Source organism: Myroides sp., from assembly GCF_032073645.1.
GTDB classification, from domain to species: Bacteria; Bacteroidota; Bacteroidia; order Flavobacteriales; family Flavobacteriaceae; genus Flavobacterium; species Flavobacterium odoratimimum.
In genome coordinates, this window is record NZ_DAMANB010000005.1 from 42,836 (window position 1) to 58,360 (window position 15,525).

Below are 15,525 nucleotides of genomic sequence, written 5' to 3' on the forward strand. Positions count from 1 at the left end.
TGTAATAGCTTGCAGTAACCAAACAAATTAAAAACGATGAGAGATTGATAGAGTAGAATTGCCCTTATCTTTTTATCAATCTTTCGTTATTATTTTTCTTTCCTTAGAAAAGGAAACAATTACAATTAAAGTGTTAAGAAATTTTTAGAAGGTTACAGTGATGTAGCCTTTTTTTAATTCTTATTTGTCTGAATATACTTCATTAGATATAAAACATTGAAATGAGTTAGTATTCTTCTAATTACATTTGATATCTATATTTATTTTGAATTGGAATCAAGTAATTTTACCTCACATAGTTCATTATTGTTGTTTTAAGATTAACTCAACACTTAGAAGGTGATCCGAAAGATCACCTTCTTTTTTTTGTATCCAGAGTGTTCTTATAGTAAAGAGTTATACGGTATTTAATTGGTATGAGTTCGTAGTGAGTCCGTTATGAGTCCGTAGTGAGTCCGTTATTTTGGATGTTTTAACGGAGTCACGAAGGATGGATATTAGATTTAGTATTGAAATATGTCAAAGCAAGTAGAATTGGGAGTACAACAAGAGTAAAATCTACTTACAGTTGATTAGATAAATCCAACATTGTAAATAAGGTAATAGGTGTATTTAAACTATATATCAGAGTAATAATTAATCGATTATGTTTAAATAATAGAAGAGAACTTATTCCTTTAATAATTGACCTAATACCAATTTTTTATAAGTTTCTCCTATAGGGATGATGGCCTTATCTATATATAGTCTATTGCGCTCTATAGTATCTAAGTGTTGTTTGTTGATAATAAAGGATTTATGTACACGGATAAATTGATGACTAGGTAGTTTATCTTCCATCTCCTTTAAAGTGCATAGCGTGATAAGACGTTCATTCACTAGATGTAATACCAAATAATCTTTTAACCCTTCTATATACTTTAAATCATTAAAGAGTACTTTGATATGCTTACCATCTGTTTTGATAAATAAGTGATTCTCTTGATCTATTTTTGGAGGAGTTGTCACTATATTATTTTGCTGTATAATGGGAGAAGCCTTCTGTATGCTTTTAAAAAAACGCTCATAGGTAATCGGTTTTAATAGATAATCGATTACATTATGTTCATATCCTTCTAATGCATATTGGTTATACGCTGAGGTGATGATGAAGTAAGCCTTTCTCCCCAGTAGATTCATGATTTGCAGTCCTGTTAGTTCAGGCATTTGTATATCGATGAAGCACAGGTTTATGTCTAGTTGTTGTAATTCAGTTAAAGCTGTTAATGCAGAGGTAGAGCTTCCTACTAGCTCTAGCTGAGGAGACTTCTGTACATAATCGCTTAGTAAGGCTACCGCTAAGGGTTCGTCATCTAGTATATAGCATCGGATAGGATTCATAATTCAATGGATAGTTGGCAAGTAAAGATATTCGCTTCTTCTGTAATTTTCAAAGTATGTTTATTCTGAAATTGTAAATCTAAGCGTTTGTGGATATTGGCTAGACCTATTCCACTAGTCTTATCCTTGTTATAATTGTTAGTCCTGTTTTGAGTATGTATTTCAAGTAGGTTATTATGCTGTTTAATCGCAATTGTAAAAGGATGTTCTTGATCTGTTAATATTCCATGTTTAAAACCATTCTCTATGAAAGGAAGTAACAATAAAGGAGGAATGAGTAGACTAGGATTTTCTATATCTATGTCTAGGATGATATGTGTTTGTCCTGCGATACGCATTTTCTCTAGGTCAATGAAGTCCTGTATATAGTTGATTTCTTTTTGAAGTTCTATATGATCTGTATCCGTTTCATAAGTCATATACCTCATGAGTTGACTTAGTTTATCTATAGCAGGGAGCGCCTGTTCAGACTTCTGATAGACTAAAGAATAGATATTGTTTAGTGTATTAAAGACGAAATGAGGATTTATCTGTGATTTTAAAAAGCGCAATTCTACTTCATTCTTTTCTTGTTTTATAATTTGATTTAATTGTAGACTTCGAATCAAATAGATGATAATAAAAGTGATAGTAGAAGAAAGAATAGGAATTAGACTAAAGTATAAGTTGTCAAAGATGTAAAATAATACTGGAGTACCAGGGTAATAATTCTGTACGCCCCATATCCACAATATGACGCCTTGTTCTATAAAAGCTCTTATTACCAAGAAAAAGAGATAAGAAGATAGCCATCCTAGAAAAACTTTTTTCCAAGTGAACGACTTCATCACTTGAGGCATAATGTAAAGGTAATGAAAGTAAAAAACGCTAACGAAGATGATAGCAGTGGTATTATTTAGAATAGAGAAATCAGTAAATCTAATTAAATATGGAGCATTATAATCTAAGTGAACATAGTAAATATAGATGATGAATAGCCATAAGAGTAAGTGTAATTTTCTTTCTTTTTGGATGGATAAAACCTCTACTGTCTTCATAAGTATTGTTTTTTGTAAAGCTATAAAAACTTAGTTTTTAAATAAAGAGTGTTCATCGGATAAAATAGAGTGTTGGTCGAAAAAGTAAAAAGAGAAAGTGCTTACTATTTCATCTTTGTCCTATAATCAAAAGAATATTTAAAGAAGTTTAAGGAAACTGGAAACTGGAAATTGGAAATAGGGAAGTCGGGAGAATACACGTTACGACATCACCAAAAAACAAAAAAATAGAACTATAAAAAAATAAACAATTATGAGAACTAAATTATTCAGTTTATTTGCGATGTGTTTAATGGGAGGGCAAATAGCCAATGCTCAAGTAAACGATAATCTAAAATCAGAACACCCTATCCCAGTACTGAATATGGGAACGTTTCACATGGGGTATACATCTGATGCGAGTACTACAGAGTTCGATGAACACAATTCCAAAAACAAGGAGATGATACACGAGGTAGCTAGAGCTTTAGCGGCCTTTAAACCAACTGTGATTATCGTAGAGCAATTACCAGAATCTAACGAGAGTTTAAACAAGTCTTATCAGGAGTACTTGACAAATCCCAATAAGGTATTTAAAAACCCTAATGAAATAACTTTATTAGCTTTTGAATTAGGACGATTAACTAATGTAGATAAACTATATGGTATAGATTATTCTGAAGGATATAACTATATGATAGCACAGAAAGTAGGAAGATACAATGATAAGCAATTATATGATGATTATATGGCGGCTTGTTTTAAAGTATTAGATGAAGGAGAAAAAAAGATGAGGGATGTGAAGCAAATGCTTTACTTCAATAATAAAAAAGAGGTATTCGATGCTTTGATTAATCTGAATGCTGATATGCTGACTCATGTGTCTTCTCCAGGCAAGTCTGAAGGAGCTGATGAAGGAGCTAAATTCTATCACCGTAACTTAGTGATGTATTCTAACCTAAACCAAATACCACTGACGAAAGATGATCGTGTATTTATATTAATGGGGGGAACGCATACTGCATTCTTTAATATGTGGTTAGAACGCAGCCCTAAGTATGAGTTAGTAAACACACTAGACTACCTAGAGAAGTTTAAGTAATTAGTTAAGAGTTTTGTACATCCGTCACATCATGTAGAGACGATTACTATGCGTGTCACAGGAAACAGGAAACAGGGAACGGGAAACAGGGAAACAGGGAACGGAAAACATGGAACGGGAAACAGGGAACAGAAAATAGGAAAGTCGGGAGAGTTTGCGCAAGGAGGAACATCTGTCACATCATGTAGAGACGCATTATTATGCGTGTCACGGAAAACAGGGAACGGGGAACAGAAAACAGCGATTTCACACCTTCACACCTTCACAAAATTAGGCTACTTAGAGCAATCTGAGTGGTAATAAAAAAGCCCTCAATGATGATGAGGGCTTTTGTTATTTATGATTTGACAATCTTACCTACGGATACTGTGAATATACCATAGTTATCGATTAACATATTCTGTTTAAATACGCTGTTATAAACGAATAGTTTATCAAGTTCATACTGAGAACGACGACGCATTACCCAGTCTGTATCTCTGTGACTCTTTAGTACAAAGGCAATTGTTTTTAACTGTGGGTGCCATGGCTGTCCTGTGTACACAATCACGCTGTTGTTAGTCGCTATACTACTTATTCCTTTGATGGTATTGCAAATCATATCGTTATCATCAAATAATTCAAAAATACCTGAAATGATAGTAATATTTGGCTCAAAGTTGAATAGCGGATAAGTGTTTAGATCAAAACAATCATAGTTCGTAAAACGAATACCAGTTAGATTGTGCTGTTTGATATAAGCTTCTCCGACTTCAATATTCGAACGTTTAAAGTCATTGACTACTATTTCTGCATCAGGGTATTTTGCTTTGATGTCGAATAAATAATTACCAGTACCTCCCGCTACGTCTAGTATCTTGATAGGTTTTCCTTGTTCTTGTAACAGCGTTATCTGTTTGTCTATTTGTTGTAATAGATGAACTTTTCGTTGGCGAATACCTGCCCATCCGATAGCGTTAAGGTAGTTCTTATCCATTATTTTACCGAAGCCTAACTTCCCTTGAGGAGTGTTTTTATACACATAGTCAAGAGAGATACCAGAGTCAAAACCATATAACAGTCCTAATCGCATTCCTTCTGATAGAGGACCTATTATACCTAATAGTTTCTTCTGGATTTTATAAGATAGCAATTCGACAGATGGCAATAGACCAAATAACATTTGGTAGTACTCATCAGTAGTAAACTTATCCGCTTTTAGGTTGATTTTTACTTTAGGAGCAGCGAAGCTCTTCTCCATAAACTTAGCAATGTCTTTATACACTTGTTCACGTCCTTTTTCAAATAAGATACCGTGGAAGCTGTCTTTAAGTGTTTTAAACTCTCTTAGGTCACTGCTTAGATTGTGAAAGAAGCGTTGTTGCCATTTGTTCTTGACTACGTAATCTTTCCCAGCTGAGAAGACAATCGTAGGTACAGTAATAGCCGCTGCATCATCTACAATGCGTTTTCCTGCATCCAATAAGTCTACAAGCATACGCCCATTGATAAACTTCGTGATTAACGGGTCGCTATCGTAAGCTACTTGTTGATCTTTTTCATGAGTTAATACCTTAGACTTTACATAGCTTGTCACAATCATATCTGGTTTAAACTTAGTACCCAGTGCTATCATTTCTTTAGCCAAAGGAACGTATAGTTTAATAGAGAATGCTGGAGCAAGTAATGCCATACCTGCGATAGGAACAGCGTAATCGTGTACCCAAGCACTTGCTATAACCCCAGCAATACTATTGGCTACTACGAAAGTGTCGTGATAGTGTATCTGATAGGTATGGTTTAGGTAATGAGCGAAGGCATCTAGGTCTCGCACATAGTCCATAAAGTTAGGAGATACTTCCTGTTCTGTATATCCATGCCCTCTAAAGTCAAAACTAAATACGTTATAATTAGCAAATGGAGCACTCTGTGCAAACTCTGCTAAACGAGCAGAATGCTCATGTCCACGATGTAGGACAATCATTGTTTTTTGTCCTTCTTTGTAACTCCAAGCTCTATAAAATATAGCTGCATTATCAAAGCTAGTGAATGTTCCTTCTATCATATATTAGTGTTTTTTATAGCAATTTATAATTTAAAGATAGCGTTTTGATTAATAGATTGTATATATGCCTGCGCATCTTTTTGTGTGCAACCTGTATAATAAGCGTAAACTAAAGCCGCTATAGTCATGCTTCTAGACAGTCCCATAGCGCAGTGTATATAGATTACAGTATTGTTTTTTTTGTTTTGATACGCGTTAATAATATGTGTTACGATATGCTGAATATATTCTTGATTGGCCTGTCCTACATCTAAAAGCGGATAAAAGTGATAGGCAGAATGATGTAATAAATAACTGTTCTCCTTCATCTCAGCAGATAGGTCATAGGTTATTACTTCACTTGAATCAAAATGAGCTGAAGCTTCTTTAGAAGAAAGTAAAGATCCGATATAGAGCTGAGGGATCATCTCCTTGACCTCTACTGGGTAATAGACTTTGTTTAGTCTTCTCAGGATATAATAAGTTGTAATATAAGGCAGTAGAACAAGGTATTTCCACAAGTTAATTTGTCCTTGTTTATCTTTGATGAAATAAATGTTATTCTGTATATAAGCAATGCCAATATAGATAAGGTTAGTCGCTATCCAAAGCAATAAAATAGAGGTATAGCACTCAAGTGAATAACAAGCAACACCCAATAACATAGTCGCTAAAACAAAGTATATCAATCCTTTTTTTATATTGAGGTATAGGGCTTTCTCTTTGTTTGGTAGAAAGATAAAAGTACCTAAACAAACTAGAATGGCTGTGATCAAATCAATGGTGTGATGTTGATAGACAAATAGTGTAGAGAGCGCTACTAGGGCAAGCCAGATATGTAAGAAGACTTTGGTAAATACCTTAAATCTTCTAGTGTGTTCTACAACAGTCATAAACACAACTGCATAGGCTACATGTAGTGATGGAGCTTGATTATAATGGGTATCCCATGTCGTGATAAAGTCAAAAAGGGGGATAAACAAAGCCACTGTATGCAAAGGTCTCTCTACTGTAAACTGAATAGGGAATACAATAAACCCAATAAAGGCGATTATAGTGACTGCTAACATACGCTTAGTCAGTAATCTCAATTGATAAATAGAATCTACCCAATAAAAAACGAGTAAGAAGAATAGTCCACTAGTACTATAGGGAATAATCATCCACTCTATAAATGGGATATAGGGATCTATCGCTAAGGTCACAGACCAATCCAATGCTCTATATACAGCGTAATACTGTGCTGCCATATATAAAATAATGAAGACAGCATAACAGAGTAGCATTGTTTTGGTTCGTTGTTTAAAAGTAGGAGTTATTTCTTCTTTTGCCATTTTGCTTTTTTGTGCATAATACGTTGTAATATTCCTTTAGGGAATAGCTGTAAACAGCGAATTAGTCGATACATCTTTTTAGGAAAGACTATCAGTTCTTTGCCTTGTGTAATATCAGTATAGATGATATCAGCTGCTTCTGTAGGAGTGATAACATATTGTTTTTTAGACAAATCATCACTATTGAGTTCTAGTAGTCTAGGTGTAGCGACATAACCAGGGTGCACACTGATGACTTTAATCCCTTTATCTCTATAGGCGCGTTGATACGCTTTGGTAAGTGCTACTACTGCTTGCTTACACCTTGTGTAGATTGTTGCTTCATTATAGTCTAAAAAGGTTGATATCGAAGCGATACAGACAATAGTTCCTCCGTTGTCCTGCATACAGTCTCTCGCTACTTCTAATGCATTTAGGGTTGCTTTGATATTATTGTCTATCATGGCATTGGTATCTTCCCATGAGATATGCTCTAAGGCACTATCCGTATAATTACCTGCTCCTGCTATCAGTATATCAAGCTTAGTTTGACTAAATGTGTTTATAACATCTCGTAGTTGAGGTAGGTCTGTTGCATCTACTGTATAGACAGTTAGATTAGGATGTACAGAGAAGTCATGTCCTTCTTTGTGAGGATTTCGACTGCCAATACCTACACGATAGCCCTCTTGTAAATAACGCTGAGCTAATGCCCATCCTATACCTGATGTACCTCCTGTGATAAAGACATTTTTCATTGTTTTAATGCATTAAGGACTACTTGATATCCATAGTCAAATTGTCTAAATATCTGTTCTTTACAGTCTTCTTTAGAAATGGGTAATTGTATTTCTAAAGCAAACTTTCTCCAATTAATCTTACGGCTTAGATAGCCCCCAGAGAGTTTTTGTCTCATATCACTGGTGTCTAATCTATTGGCTGTGATAGCTGCTGCTTGTTGAAGTCGTTCATTCCCACTGTAGCCAAATACAGCTCTTACTAAGCCTTCTTCCATGGCTGAATAAGGAGCTTTGTGTTCTAGCCATATTTCGTTACCTAATGTAGTGGCTAGTTCAAAAGGGATAAGGTCTATCGCTCCTCCCAAATACTGTTTGCCTCTATACTGAGCAGGTGCCATATAGAACATATCAGAGGTACTAATACGCATCGCTCTTAAAGATTCTACCCCTAGAAGTAATTCCGTATCTCTCTCTACTGCACTATTTGTGTCAAATTTATATTGATCAATATATTGATATAATGAATCAAGAGGAACATTAGCAGTAGGAATGAGTATTTTCTTAAAGGCTTTCTCGCCCTTTCTCTTTTTGTTCACTCGATTAGGTGTATATAATATCTCAGAACCAAGGGTAATGACCTCTGGCGCATCAGTATGTGTAGTTAGTAGAGAAGGGAATTTCTCATCTAGGTTTTGAGGCTGATCAACAAAATACTTGCTAAACAGGTCTAATAGATAGGGAGCATTCTCTTTTTTCTTACTGTGCTTGATACAGTAGTACGGAAGGCGGTCTAGTCTCGTCTGATTAGTCAAAAAGGTATTCATCGCAGCAGTCAGAAATTCGTCTGACGCTAGATATTCTTTAATGGCCGCGGGTGTATTAAAGGTGCGTATAATCGATGTAGAGATAGTCGCTCCACAGGTTGAGATGATCAAGTCAGGTCGAATATTGTGTTCGACCATCGCGACATACATACCACAGTACATCACAAAGCGACTTCCGCCACCAGAGAACACCGCTACGCGATTATAAGGTTTTATTTGATCCATAACATGACAATATAAAATAGGGGAGTGGTGTATAATAAACTATCTACACGGTCTAGTAGTCCTCCATGTCCAGGAAGGAGTGTACCTGTGTCTTTGACATTTGCTCTTCGTTTGACTAAGGAGAAGGTTAGGTCTCCTAAAAAACCTAAAACACTCAATGCCATCGCCAGTAGAATAGTCTTTAGCGTAATGGCTTCCCCGAATAGTAAATAGTACATCAGGTTAAATATACCTGTAGTCATCACAATACCACCTATAACGCCTTCTAGTGTTTTATTTGGGCTGATATGAGGAGTTATCTTAGTCTTGCCAAATAGTTTGCCAGCCATATATTGACTCACATCGTTTAGCTCCATTGGGACAACTAATAGAATGAGATATTTATAACCTTCTTTTGCCAATCCGATATAGAATAATATCGCAGTAGATAGCAGGTAAATGGTCATGATCACTAAGAAGAAAGCATAGTTTCTATATTTTAGGTATATACCAGCAGAAACAATCATACTTAAGCCAAGTATAGTAAGTAAACTCTCTTCAATAGGTAGCAGTAATAAACAAATAGTGATAATCAAGGTAGTCAATACAGCTACTCCTAACTTTAGGGATCCTATAGGGATGGCAAAAGTAAATAACTCTAGTTGTCCCCAATAGATTAGGAACATAATGAACATTAATAAACTCAACGGATGTAGTAGCGCTAGGCCAAACACTACAACGATATAACACCATGTCCTAACGCGTAGGGGTACATCTGCAAACTTTCCTTCCTTTGTCATCTATTGTGCGTTTTTAAGTGCTTTGCGGCATCTTGTGATTGTGCTTAATAGTAATAGTAAATTGATAACGATAAAGATATAGAAAGACGCTCCACTAAGATTAATATCTAAGAATAGCAGTAATCCATATATTCCCAATACTAATGCTCTATCGCTTTTGCCCATAGGACCATCATATCTTCTCTCTCCACCTAATATCTTTCCCATTAGCCCTGCGAACTCATTGATAATACTCAAGCCTATAAATAAGACAATCAAATAGGTGCTCTCTGGTTGAAACTTTAATAAAGGAATAAATAAGATAAAGTCAGATAAAATATCACCTACCTCGTTGAGTAATTCGCCTTTCTTAGAAGTCTGATTATACAACCTAGCCATCATGCCATCTAATGCATTTAATGCCATGCGAATAACCAATCCGATAGGTAAACAAAGAAAGAAGAAGTGGTAGCTATCTGCATACCAAAATAACACAGCTAATACAAAAGAGAAGACAATAGCGAATACAGTAATCTGATTAGCTGTGATTTTCTTTTTGTGTAATGCATTTAGTATTGGCATTAGCGATTTCTGAAAATAGGGCTTTATCTTATATACGGATATCATAGTTTACGATTTTATTAATAAAGGATTAACGGAATTATAATATTAAAAAACGTTAATGAATGTGTTTTTTTAATTATTTTATAGTGTTAAGGTTGTAGTTAATTCGATTTTTGTAGTTAAAAATTGATTGGAAACTAAAAATATTATATAATAAAGTGTTATCTTTAATAGTGAAAAATAGAAATAACAAACATACTATTATAACAGTTAAGTGTGCTTATTTGTTATAAAAAAACTAAAAAAATATTGTACAAAATGTGTGTTTGGCATTTTTGTTGATTTTAGATTATAAATAAAAGTAGTGAAAAATATCCCTTTTATACTAAGATTGTATTTACTCATTTGGGGATTATAACTTACTACAGAAATCAATTACTCGTATGGCAAGTAAATTAGAACCTATCAAACCCGTACCAGCGTTAATCGCGGTCGCTATCACTTTAATTATTTGGTTTGTTATCCCTGTTCCAGAAGGCGTTAGTCCTAATGCGTGGCAGTTGTTAGCATTATTCGTTGGAACTATCGCAGCTATTATTGGAAAGGCGCTACCTATCGGAGCAGTGTCTATTGTAGCGATAGCCTTAGTAGCCATAACAGGTGTAACTAATCCAGATAACTCTAAAGCAGCTTTAGCAGATGCTTTAAGTGGTTTTTCAAATGATTTAATTTGGCTTATTGGAGTAGCAGTGATGATCTCTATAAGTTTAAAGAAAACAGGCTTAGGTGCTAGAATAGGATATTTCCTTATTTCCTTGTTTGGTAAAAGAACACTAGGGATTGCGTATGCACTGTCTTTTGCCGAAACAATCTTAGCTCCTGTAACACCAAGTAATACCGCAAGGGGAGGAGGAATTATACACCCTATTATGCGTTCTATCGCAGTGAGTTTTGGCTCTAGACCAGAGAAAGGGTCTGCTGAAAAGATAGGACGTTATTTAGCACTAGTGAACTATAATGCCAATCCTATTACTTCAGCGATGTTTATTACCGCTACAGCTCCTAATCCATTAATTGTTAGTTTGGTGCTAGCAGGTACTACTGCTGGAATCACTATAACATGGGGAATGTGGGCACTAGCAGCTTTAGTACCAGGTTTAGTAGCTTTAATCGTGATGCCTTTAGTGATTTATATGATTTATCCACCAGAGATAAAGAAAACACCTGATGCTCCAGTATTTGCTAAAAAGCAATTAGATGAGTTAGGGCCTATTTCTTTACCTGAGTATATTACAATGGGAGTGTTTACCACCTTGTTATTGTTATGGGCAGGAGTTCCGGCAATGATTTTTGGAGATACTTTTGCTGTTCAACCAACAGCGGCAGCTTTCTTAGGATTGGGAATTCTTATTGTCACAGGTGTATTAACTTGGGAAGATATATTAAAAAATACAGGGGCTTGGGATACGATAGTATGGTTTGCAGCTTTAGTAATGATGGCAGGTTTCTTAGGTAAACTAGGTCTAGTAGGATGGCTCGCTACAACAGTAGGAAAAGGTATTGCAGGATTAGGATTATCGTGGATACCAGCTACGCTTATACTGCTTCTAGTATATGTATATTCTCACTATTTCTTTGCAAGTACTACAGCGCATATTACAGCGATGTTTGCAGCCTTTTTCGCAGCAGGTATAGCTCTTGGAGCACCTGAGATGTTATGGGCATTAGTACTAGGATTCTCATCATCTATAATGATGTCACTTACACATTATGGTACAGGTACAGCCCCGATTATCTTCGGAACAGGATATACAACATTAGGAGAATGGTGGAAAGTAGGTTTTGTAACTAGTGTGGTTAACCTAATTATATTTATTCTAGTAGGAGGCCTATGGTGGAAAGCACTAGGGTATTGGTAAGAGAATAAGACTTATTATATAAGCAAAAGCCAGTCGAGATTGACTGGCTTTTGTGTATAAATCAATGAAGTATAATGAGATAGAATCTCCTTAATTAGATTAAAACTTATAGTTAAATGATAAAGTAGCTATTCGACTATCTAGATCATATTTCTTGCGAATATTAGAATTGAAGTTATCTCCTATTACATTATAGTTCACAGTATTTAGAACATCTGTTACAGCTAGTTTAATAGTTGCTTTGTCTTCTAATAGGGCTTTAGATAAACCGATTGTTAAGTCAAAGTAACTGTCTCTTTTGTATAGACCTAAGTTTGACTTAGAGAAATACTGTGCATTGACATCGGCTTTTAATCCTTTAATAATGGTAAAGTTGTTTTGAGAGTTAAAAGTGAAAGCTACTTGTGAACTGTTGATTTCTGTTCCTTGATAGTTTCCTTCATATTTGTTGTTAAACAAATTAAACATATTACTCATAGACCACCATTCTGTAGGGCTTACTGTACCTGTTACATTCGCACCATAGTGATAAGATTTGTTTAAGTTTTCTTGAGTACTTACTAAGATACCTGTATCTGCTTGGTAATTATACACATTGGTCATCACATCGTTCGTCACACTGAAGTACACATTTGCGATAAGGTACTTACTCCATGTATATCCTACTTCAGAAGCGTGTGTTATCTCAGGTTTTAACTTAGGATTCCCTTGCCAATAGTTAAAAGGATCATCGTAAAAACGGAATGGATTTAAGTCAAAGTGACTCGGTCTATTAATACGTTTACTATACGAAGCATAGAAGCCATGTGCGTTATCTGTTTCGTACTTGATAGAGGCACTAGGGAATAGTTTAGTATAATCGTTTTTACTGTATTCTTTAGTTGTTTTTTGGTCTATTTCGGTTTGTGTAAACTCTGAACGCAATCCTACCTGAAAACTCCAATGCTCTAAACTAAGCTTGTAGTTAGCATAAGCAGCGTGTATCTGTTCATTGTATTTATAGTGATTTGTTGAAGCAGGATCTACTTCCCACCCTGAGTTATTTTGGAATTCATAAACAGATGGGTTGTCATTTGATTTGACAATTGACTTCCATCCTGTCTCTAAAGCGTGCTTATCATCAAGAGGTAAGGTAAAGTCTAATTTACCATTAAATACCTTAAACTGTGAAGGAATATATCCGCGTCTATTTCTATATGAAGCATTTGAGTTATTTAATAAAACGTCAGCTAATTGAGATTGTTCAGATCTAAACTTAGAAGTCTCATATTCTAAATCTACATCTACTTTACTACCCTTATCATTGAATAAATGAGTGGCAGTTAAGTTAAATGTGTAATCATACCAATGCTCTTTATTTCCGTTGTCTGTATTAACATGTGAATTCAATGTTTCTACAGGAGCATATATCATATTATATCCTTTAGAATAATCTTCATATCTCCCGATTTTAGCATCGAATAAGAAGCCCACAGTTGTTTTAGAAGATAGAGCGTAATCCACTCCAAATTTGAAGTTATTAGAAGTAAGAGGCTCATTACTAGTGAAGCGTTGTTCACTGTGTCGGTCTATCACAGAAGGATTAGTAGTGTTGTAGAAGTCTTGAAGATAATGCTTGTGTTCTTCTTCCCCTCTAAAAGTATAGCTATAGTCTCCAAATAGACTTAGTTTCTCATGCGTATACCCTAGATTAAATCCTGCATTAAGGCGGTTTTTACGTCCTCGACCTGCATTGACAAAAGAGCTTCCTTTCAGCCCTTCCATTTTATACTTTTTTAATACAATATTGATAATACCAGCATTACCAGCAGCATCATATTTAGCAGATGGGTTAGCGATAATCTCTATATTTTTAACTTGAGAAGAGTTGGTTGATCTCAAGAGGTTAGCTAGTTCTTTTGCAGATAGAGAACTCAGTTTTCCATTTAGCATTACACTAACTCCTTTTTTACCTCTCAGAGACAATTCACCTTCTTGAGATACAACCACTCCTGGAGCTCTTCCAAGAACTTCAAGTACTGTACTTCCATCTGATAAAGCACTATTCTCTACACTAAACACCATTTTGTCAGCTTTCTGTTGGAATACAGGAGCTTTAGTAGTGATTAATACTTCGCCAAGGTTTGTATTAAATGCGTTGAGTATACTGTCTAATTGTGCTTCTGTTTGGGCATAGGTACCCAGGCTGCATAGTGATAGCAGCCATATATATGGTCTTTTCATTGTTTTAAAAATTATTTAGTAGTCTTTTTTTTATTGCGTCTTCCCCAGTAGATAACAAAACCTGTAATAGGAAGAGAGGCACAGAATAAGCTAAGGATAAAAGCAATTATTTTTCCAGGCATACCAAAGAAAGCTCCTACGTGCAAATCATAAGTAGCACCAGTAGCTCGTTCTGCTAATAATCGTTCTCCATGAGATCTATTGAACAATAGCTCTCCAGAGTGTTCGTCAAATATCATGGTATGTGAGTCATTATATTTGAATTCGTGATCTTTAACGCGAATGGTCATATTATCGTGATGATGATCAGCGTTCTCATGATCTTCTAAGTCAATACCAAAGGAGAAAGCATTAGGGTAGTGCTCTTTTACAGTTGCAGCTATGCGATCTACTGTTGTTGGAGTTTCCATAGACTCAGGAGCTGTAGTCTTATAATGACTAAAGTCTGGTGCATACATAGAAAACCCGTTGATTAAGAAGTAGACCCAACTCATAGTAATACGGAAAGAGTACATAATCCCTGTAATAGCCACTATTAAAGCTAGAGCCGAAGAGTAAAATCCAAGTATATTGTGAACGTCATAATTTTTACGGCGCCAACCTTTTACTTTCTTCCATCTAAACCAAAAGCGTTGTTTACGCATATTCTTATTCTTAGGCCACCATAGTATAATCCCTGTGATTAGCATAATCACAAAGATTATAGTAGCTACACCTACTATAGTACCTCCTACAGCATTACTCAAAAGTAATGAGCGGTGAAGAATCATAGTGAAGAAGAAAGGGCTTTTCAATAGGTCATCGACAGCAATTACTTCTCCTGTATACTGATTGACATAGACTGTTTTAAAAACGAGATAAGTATCGAAATAATTCCATCCTTCCGGATTGGCTTTAAACAATCCAAATTGATAAGAACGAGTAGGATCCATTGGGATTGTTACTTCCTCTGCTGGAACTTCTTCGTTAACTAATTGTGCATTAACTAGTTCTTTTAGTTCACGAATAGGAATCGGTTTTTTATTTTCAATATCTTGTTCGCCATGATAGATCATGTCTTGTTTAAGATAGGTAGAGATATCCTCGTTGAAGACAAAAACAGTTCCTGTAAGTGATACGATAAGTACAATTATACCTGACAGTAGTCCTAACCACAAGTGGAGTTTAAGCATATACTTTTTGAAAATCCCCTTGGTTTTCTTGGGCTTATCAGTTTGCATAATAATCAATTATTTAGATTTAATAAATATAATTAGGGTGTCGCAAATATATAATTATTTATAATCATTCTAAGTATAAGTTTGTCCTAAATGAGAAGTATTTTATAATAAGTTGATTATTAGTAGGTGTAAACAATATTTTGTAGGTTTTTATAGTTAGTTAGTTTAACCCAATATCCACATTAGATAAATACTACAAAGTAATTCTAAGGCATAGC

Annotated in this window: 12 protein-coding genes; 2 read left to right on the plus strand and 10 right to left on the minus strand. The window is 35.1% G+C overall.

The window, feature by feature from the left end; all coding sequences use genetic code 11:
* Positions 1-669 precede the first annotated feature (669 nt).
* Both RT228_RS05190 and RT228_RS05195 read right to left on the minus strand, forming a co-directional pair.
* Positions 670-1,380 (minus strand): LytR/AlgR family response regulator transcription factor, encoded by a 711-nt coding sequence (locus RT228_RS05190; RefSeq protein WP_006261614.1) that lies wholly within the window; start codon positions 1,378-1,380, stop codon positions 670-672.
* On the minus strand, positions 1,377-2,417 hold the full coding sequence (locus RT228_RS05195) for a sensor histidine kinase (protein WP_039330111.1): 1,041 nt from the start codon (positions 2,415-2,417) through the stop codon (positions 1,377-1,379). Before RT228_RS05195 ends, RT228_RS05190 begins: the two co-directional genes overlap by 4 nt.
* 253 nt (positions 2,418-2,670) lie before the next feature.
* Here RT228_RS05195 and RT228_RS05200 point away from each other — a divergent pair, with 253 nt between their 5' ends.
* A complete protein-coding gene (locus RT228_RS05200; protein ID WP_059051177.1) occupies positions 2,671-3,498 on the plus strand; it encodes a DUF5694 domain-containing protein in 828 nt (275 codons plus the stop codon).
* 337 nt (positions 3,499-3,835) lie between these two features.
* Here the strand turns inward: RT228_RS05200 and RT228_RS05205 are convergent, their stop codons facing one another.
* Genes RT228_RS05205 through RT228_RS05230 form a run of 6 tightly spaced genes read right to left on the minus strand, consistent with a single transcriptional unit; the run spans position 3,836 to position 10,008 of the window.
* A complete protein-coding gene (locus tag RT228_RS05205) occupies positions 3,836-5,542 on the minus strand; it encodes a bifunctional alpha/beta hydrolase/class I SAM-dependent methyltransferase (protein ID WP_059051181.1) in 1,707 nt (568 codons plus the stop codon).
* A 23-nt stretch (positions 5,543-5,565) separates the two neighbouring features.
* Positions 5,566-6,855 carry a phosphatase PAP2 family protein gene (locus RT228_RS05210; protein WP_059051183.1) on the minus strand — a complete coding sequence of 430 codons (1,290 nt, stop codon included), beginning with the start codon at positions 6,853-6,855 and terminating at the stop codon, positions 5,566-5,568.
* On the minus strand, positions 6,837-7,592 hold the full coding sequence (locus tag RT228_RS05215; protein ID WP_059051185.1) for an SDR family NAD(P)-dependent oxidoreductase: 756 nt from the start codon (positions 7,590-7,592) through the stop codon (positions 6,837-6,839). The genes RT228_RS05210 and RT228_RS05215 overlap by 19 nt, the downstream gene beginning before the upstream one ends.
* Positions 7,589-8,623, minus strand: a complete 1,035-nt coding sequence (locus tag RT228_RS05220) for a patatin-like phospholipase family protein (RefSeq protein WP_059051187.1) — start codon at positions 8,621-8,623, stop codon at positions 7,589-7,591. The genes RT228_RS05215 and RT228_RS05220 overlap by 4 nt, the downstream gene beginning before the upstream one ends.
* Positions 8,611-9,402, minus strand: coding sequence for a phosphatidate cytidylyltransferase (locus tag RT228_RS05225; protein WP_059051189.1), 792 nt, complete (start codon positions 9,400-9,402; stop codon positions 8,611-8,613). The genes RT228_RS05220 and RT228_RS05225 overlap by 13 nt, the downstream gene beginning before the upstream one ends.
* On the minus strand, positions 9,403-10,008 hold the full coding sequence (locus tag RT228_RS05230; RefSeq protein WP_059051191.1) for a CDP-alcohol phosphatidyltransferase family protein: 606 nt from the start codon (positions 10,006-10,008) through the stop codon (positions 9,403-9,405).
* Positions 10,009-10,388: 380 nt separating this feature from the next.
* On the opposite strand from RT228_RS05230, the gene RT228_RS05235 reads away from it, so the two are divergent.
* Positions 10,389-11,864: a DASS family sodium-coupled anion symporter gene (locus RT228_RS05235; RefSeq protein WP_059051193.1), complete on the plus strand. Its 1,476-nt coding sequence runs from the start codon at positions 10,389-10,391 to the stop codon at positions 11,862-11,864.
* 99 nt (positions 11,865-11,963) lie between these two features.
* Here RT228_RS05235 and RT228_RS05240 read toward each other — a convergent pair whose 3' ends face one another.
* Both RT228_RS05240 and RT228_RS05245 read right to left on the minus strand, forming a co-directional pair.
* Positions 11,964-14,087, minus strand: a complete 2,124-nt coding sequence (locus RT228_RS05240) for an outer membrane beta-barrel family protein (RefSeq protein WP_059051196.1) — start codon at positions 14,085-14,087, stop codon at positions 11,964-11,966.
* Between the two features lie 11 nt (positions 14,088-14,098).
* Positions 14,099-15,307 carry a PepSY-associated TM helix domain-containing protein gene (locus tag RT228_RS05245; protein ID WP_016649070.1) on the minus strand — a complete coding sequence of 403 codons (1,209 nt, stop codon included), beginning with the start codon at positions 15,305-15,307 and terminating at the stop codon, positions 14,099-14,101.
* Positions 15,308-15,525: the final 218 nt, after the last annotated feature.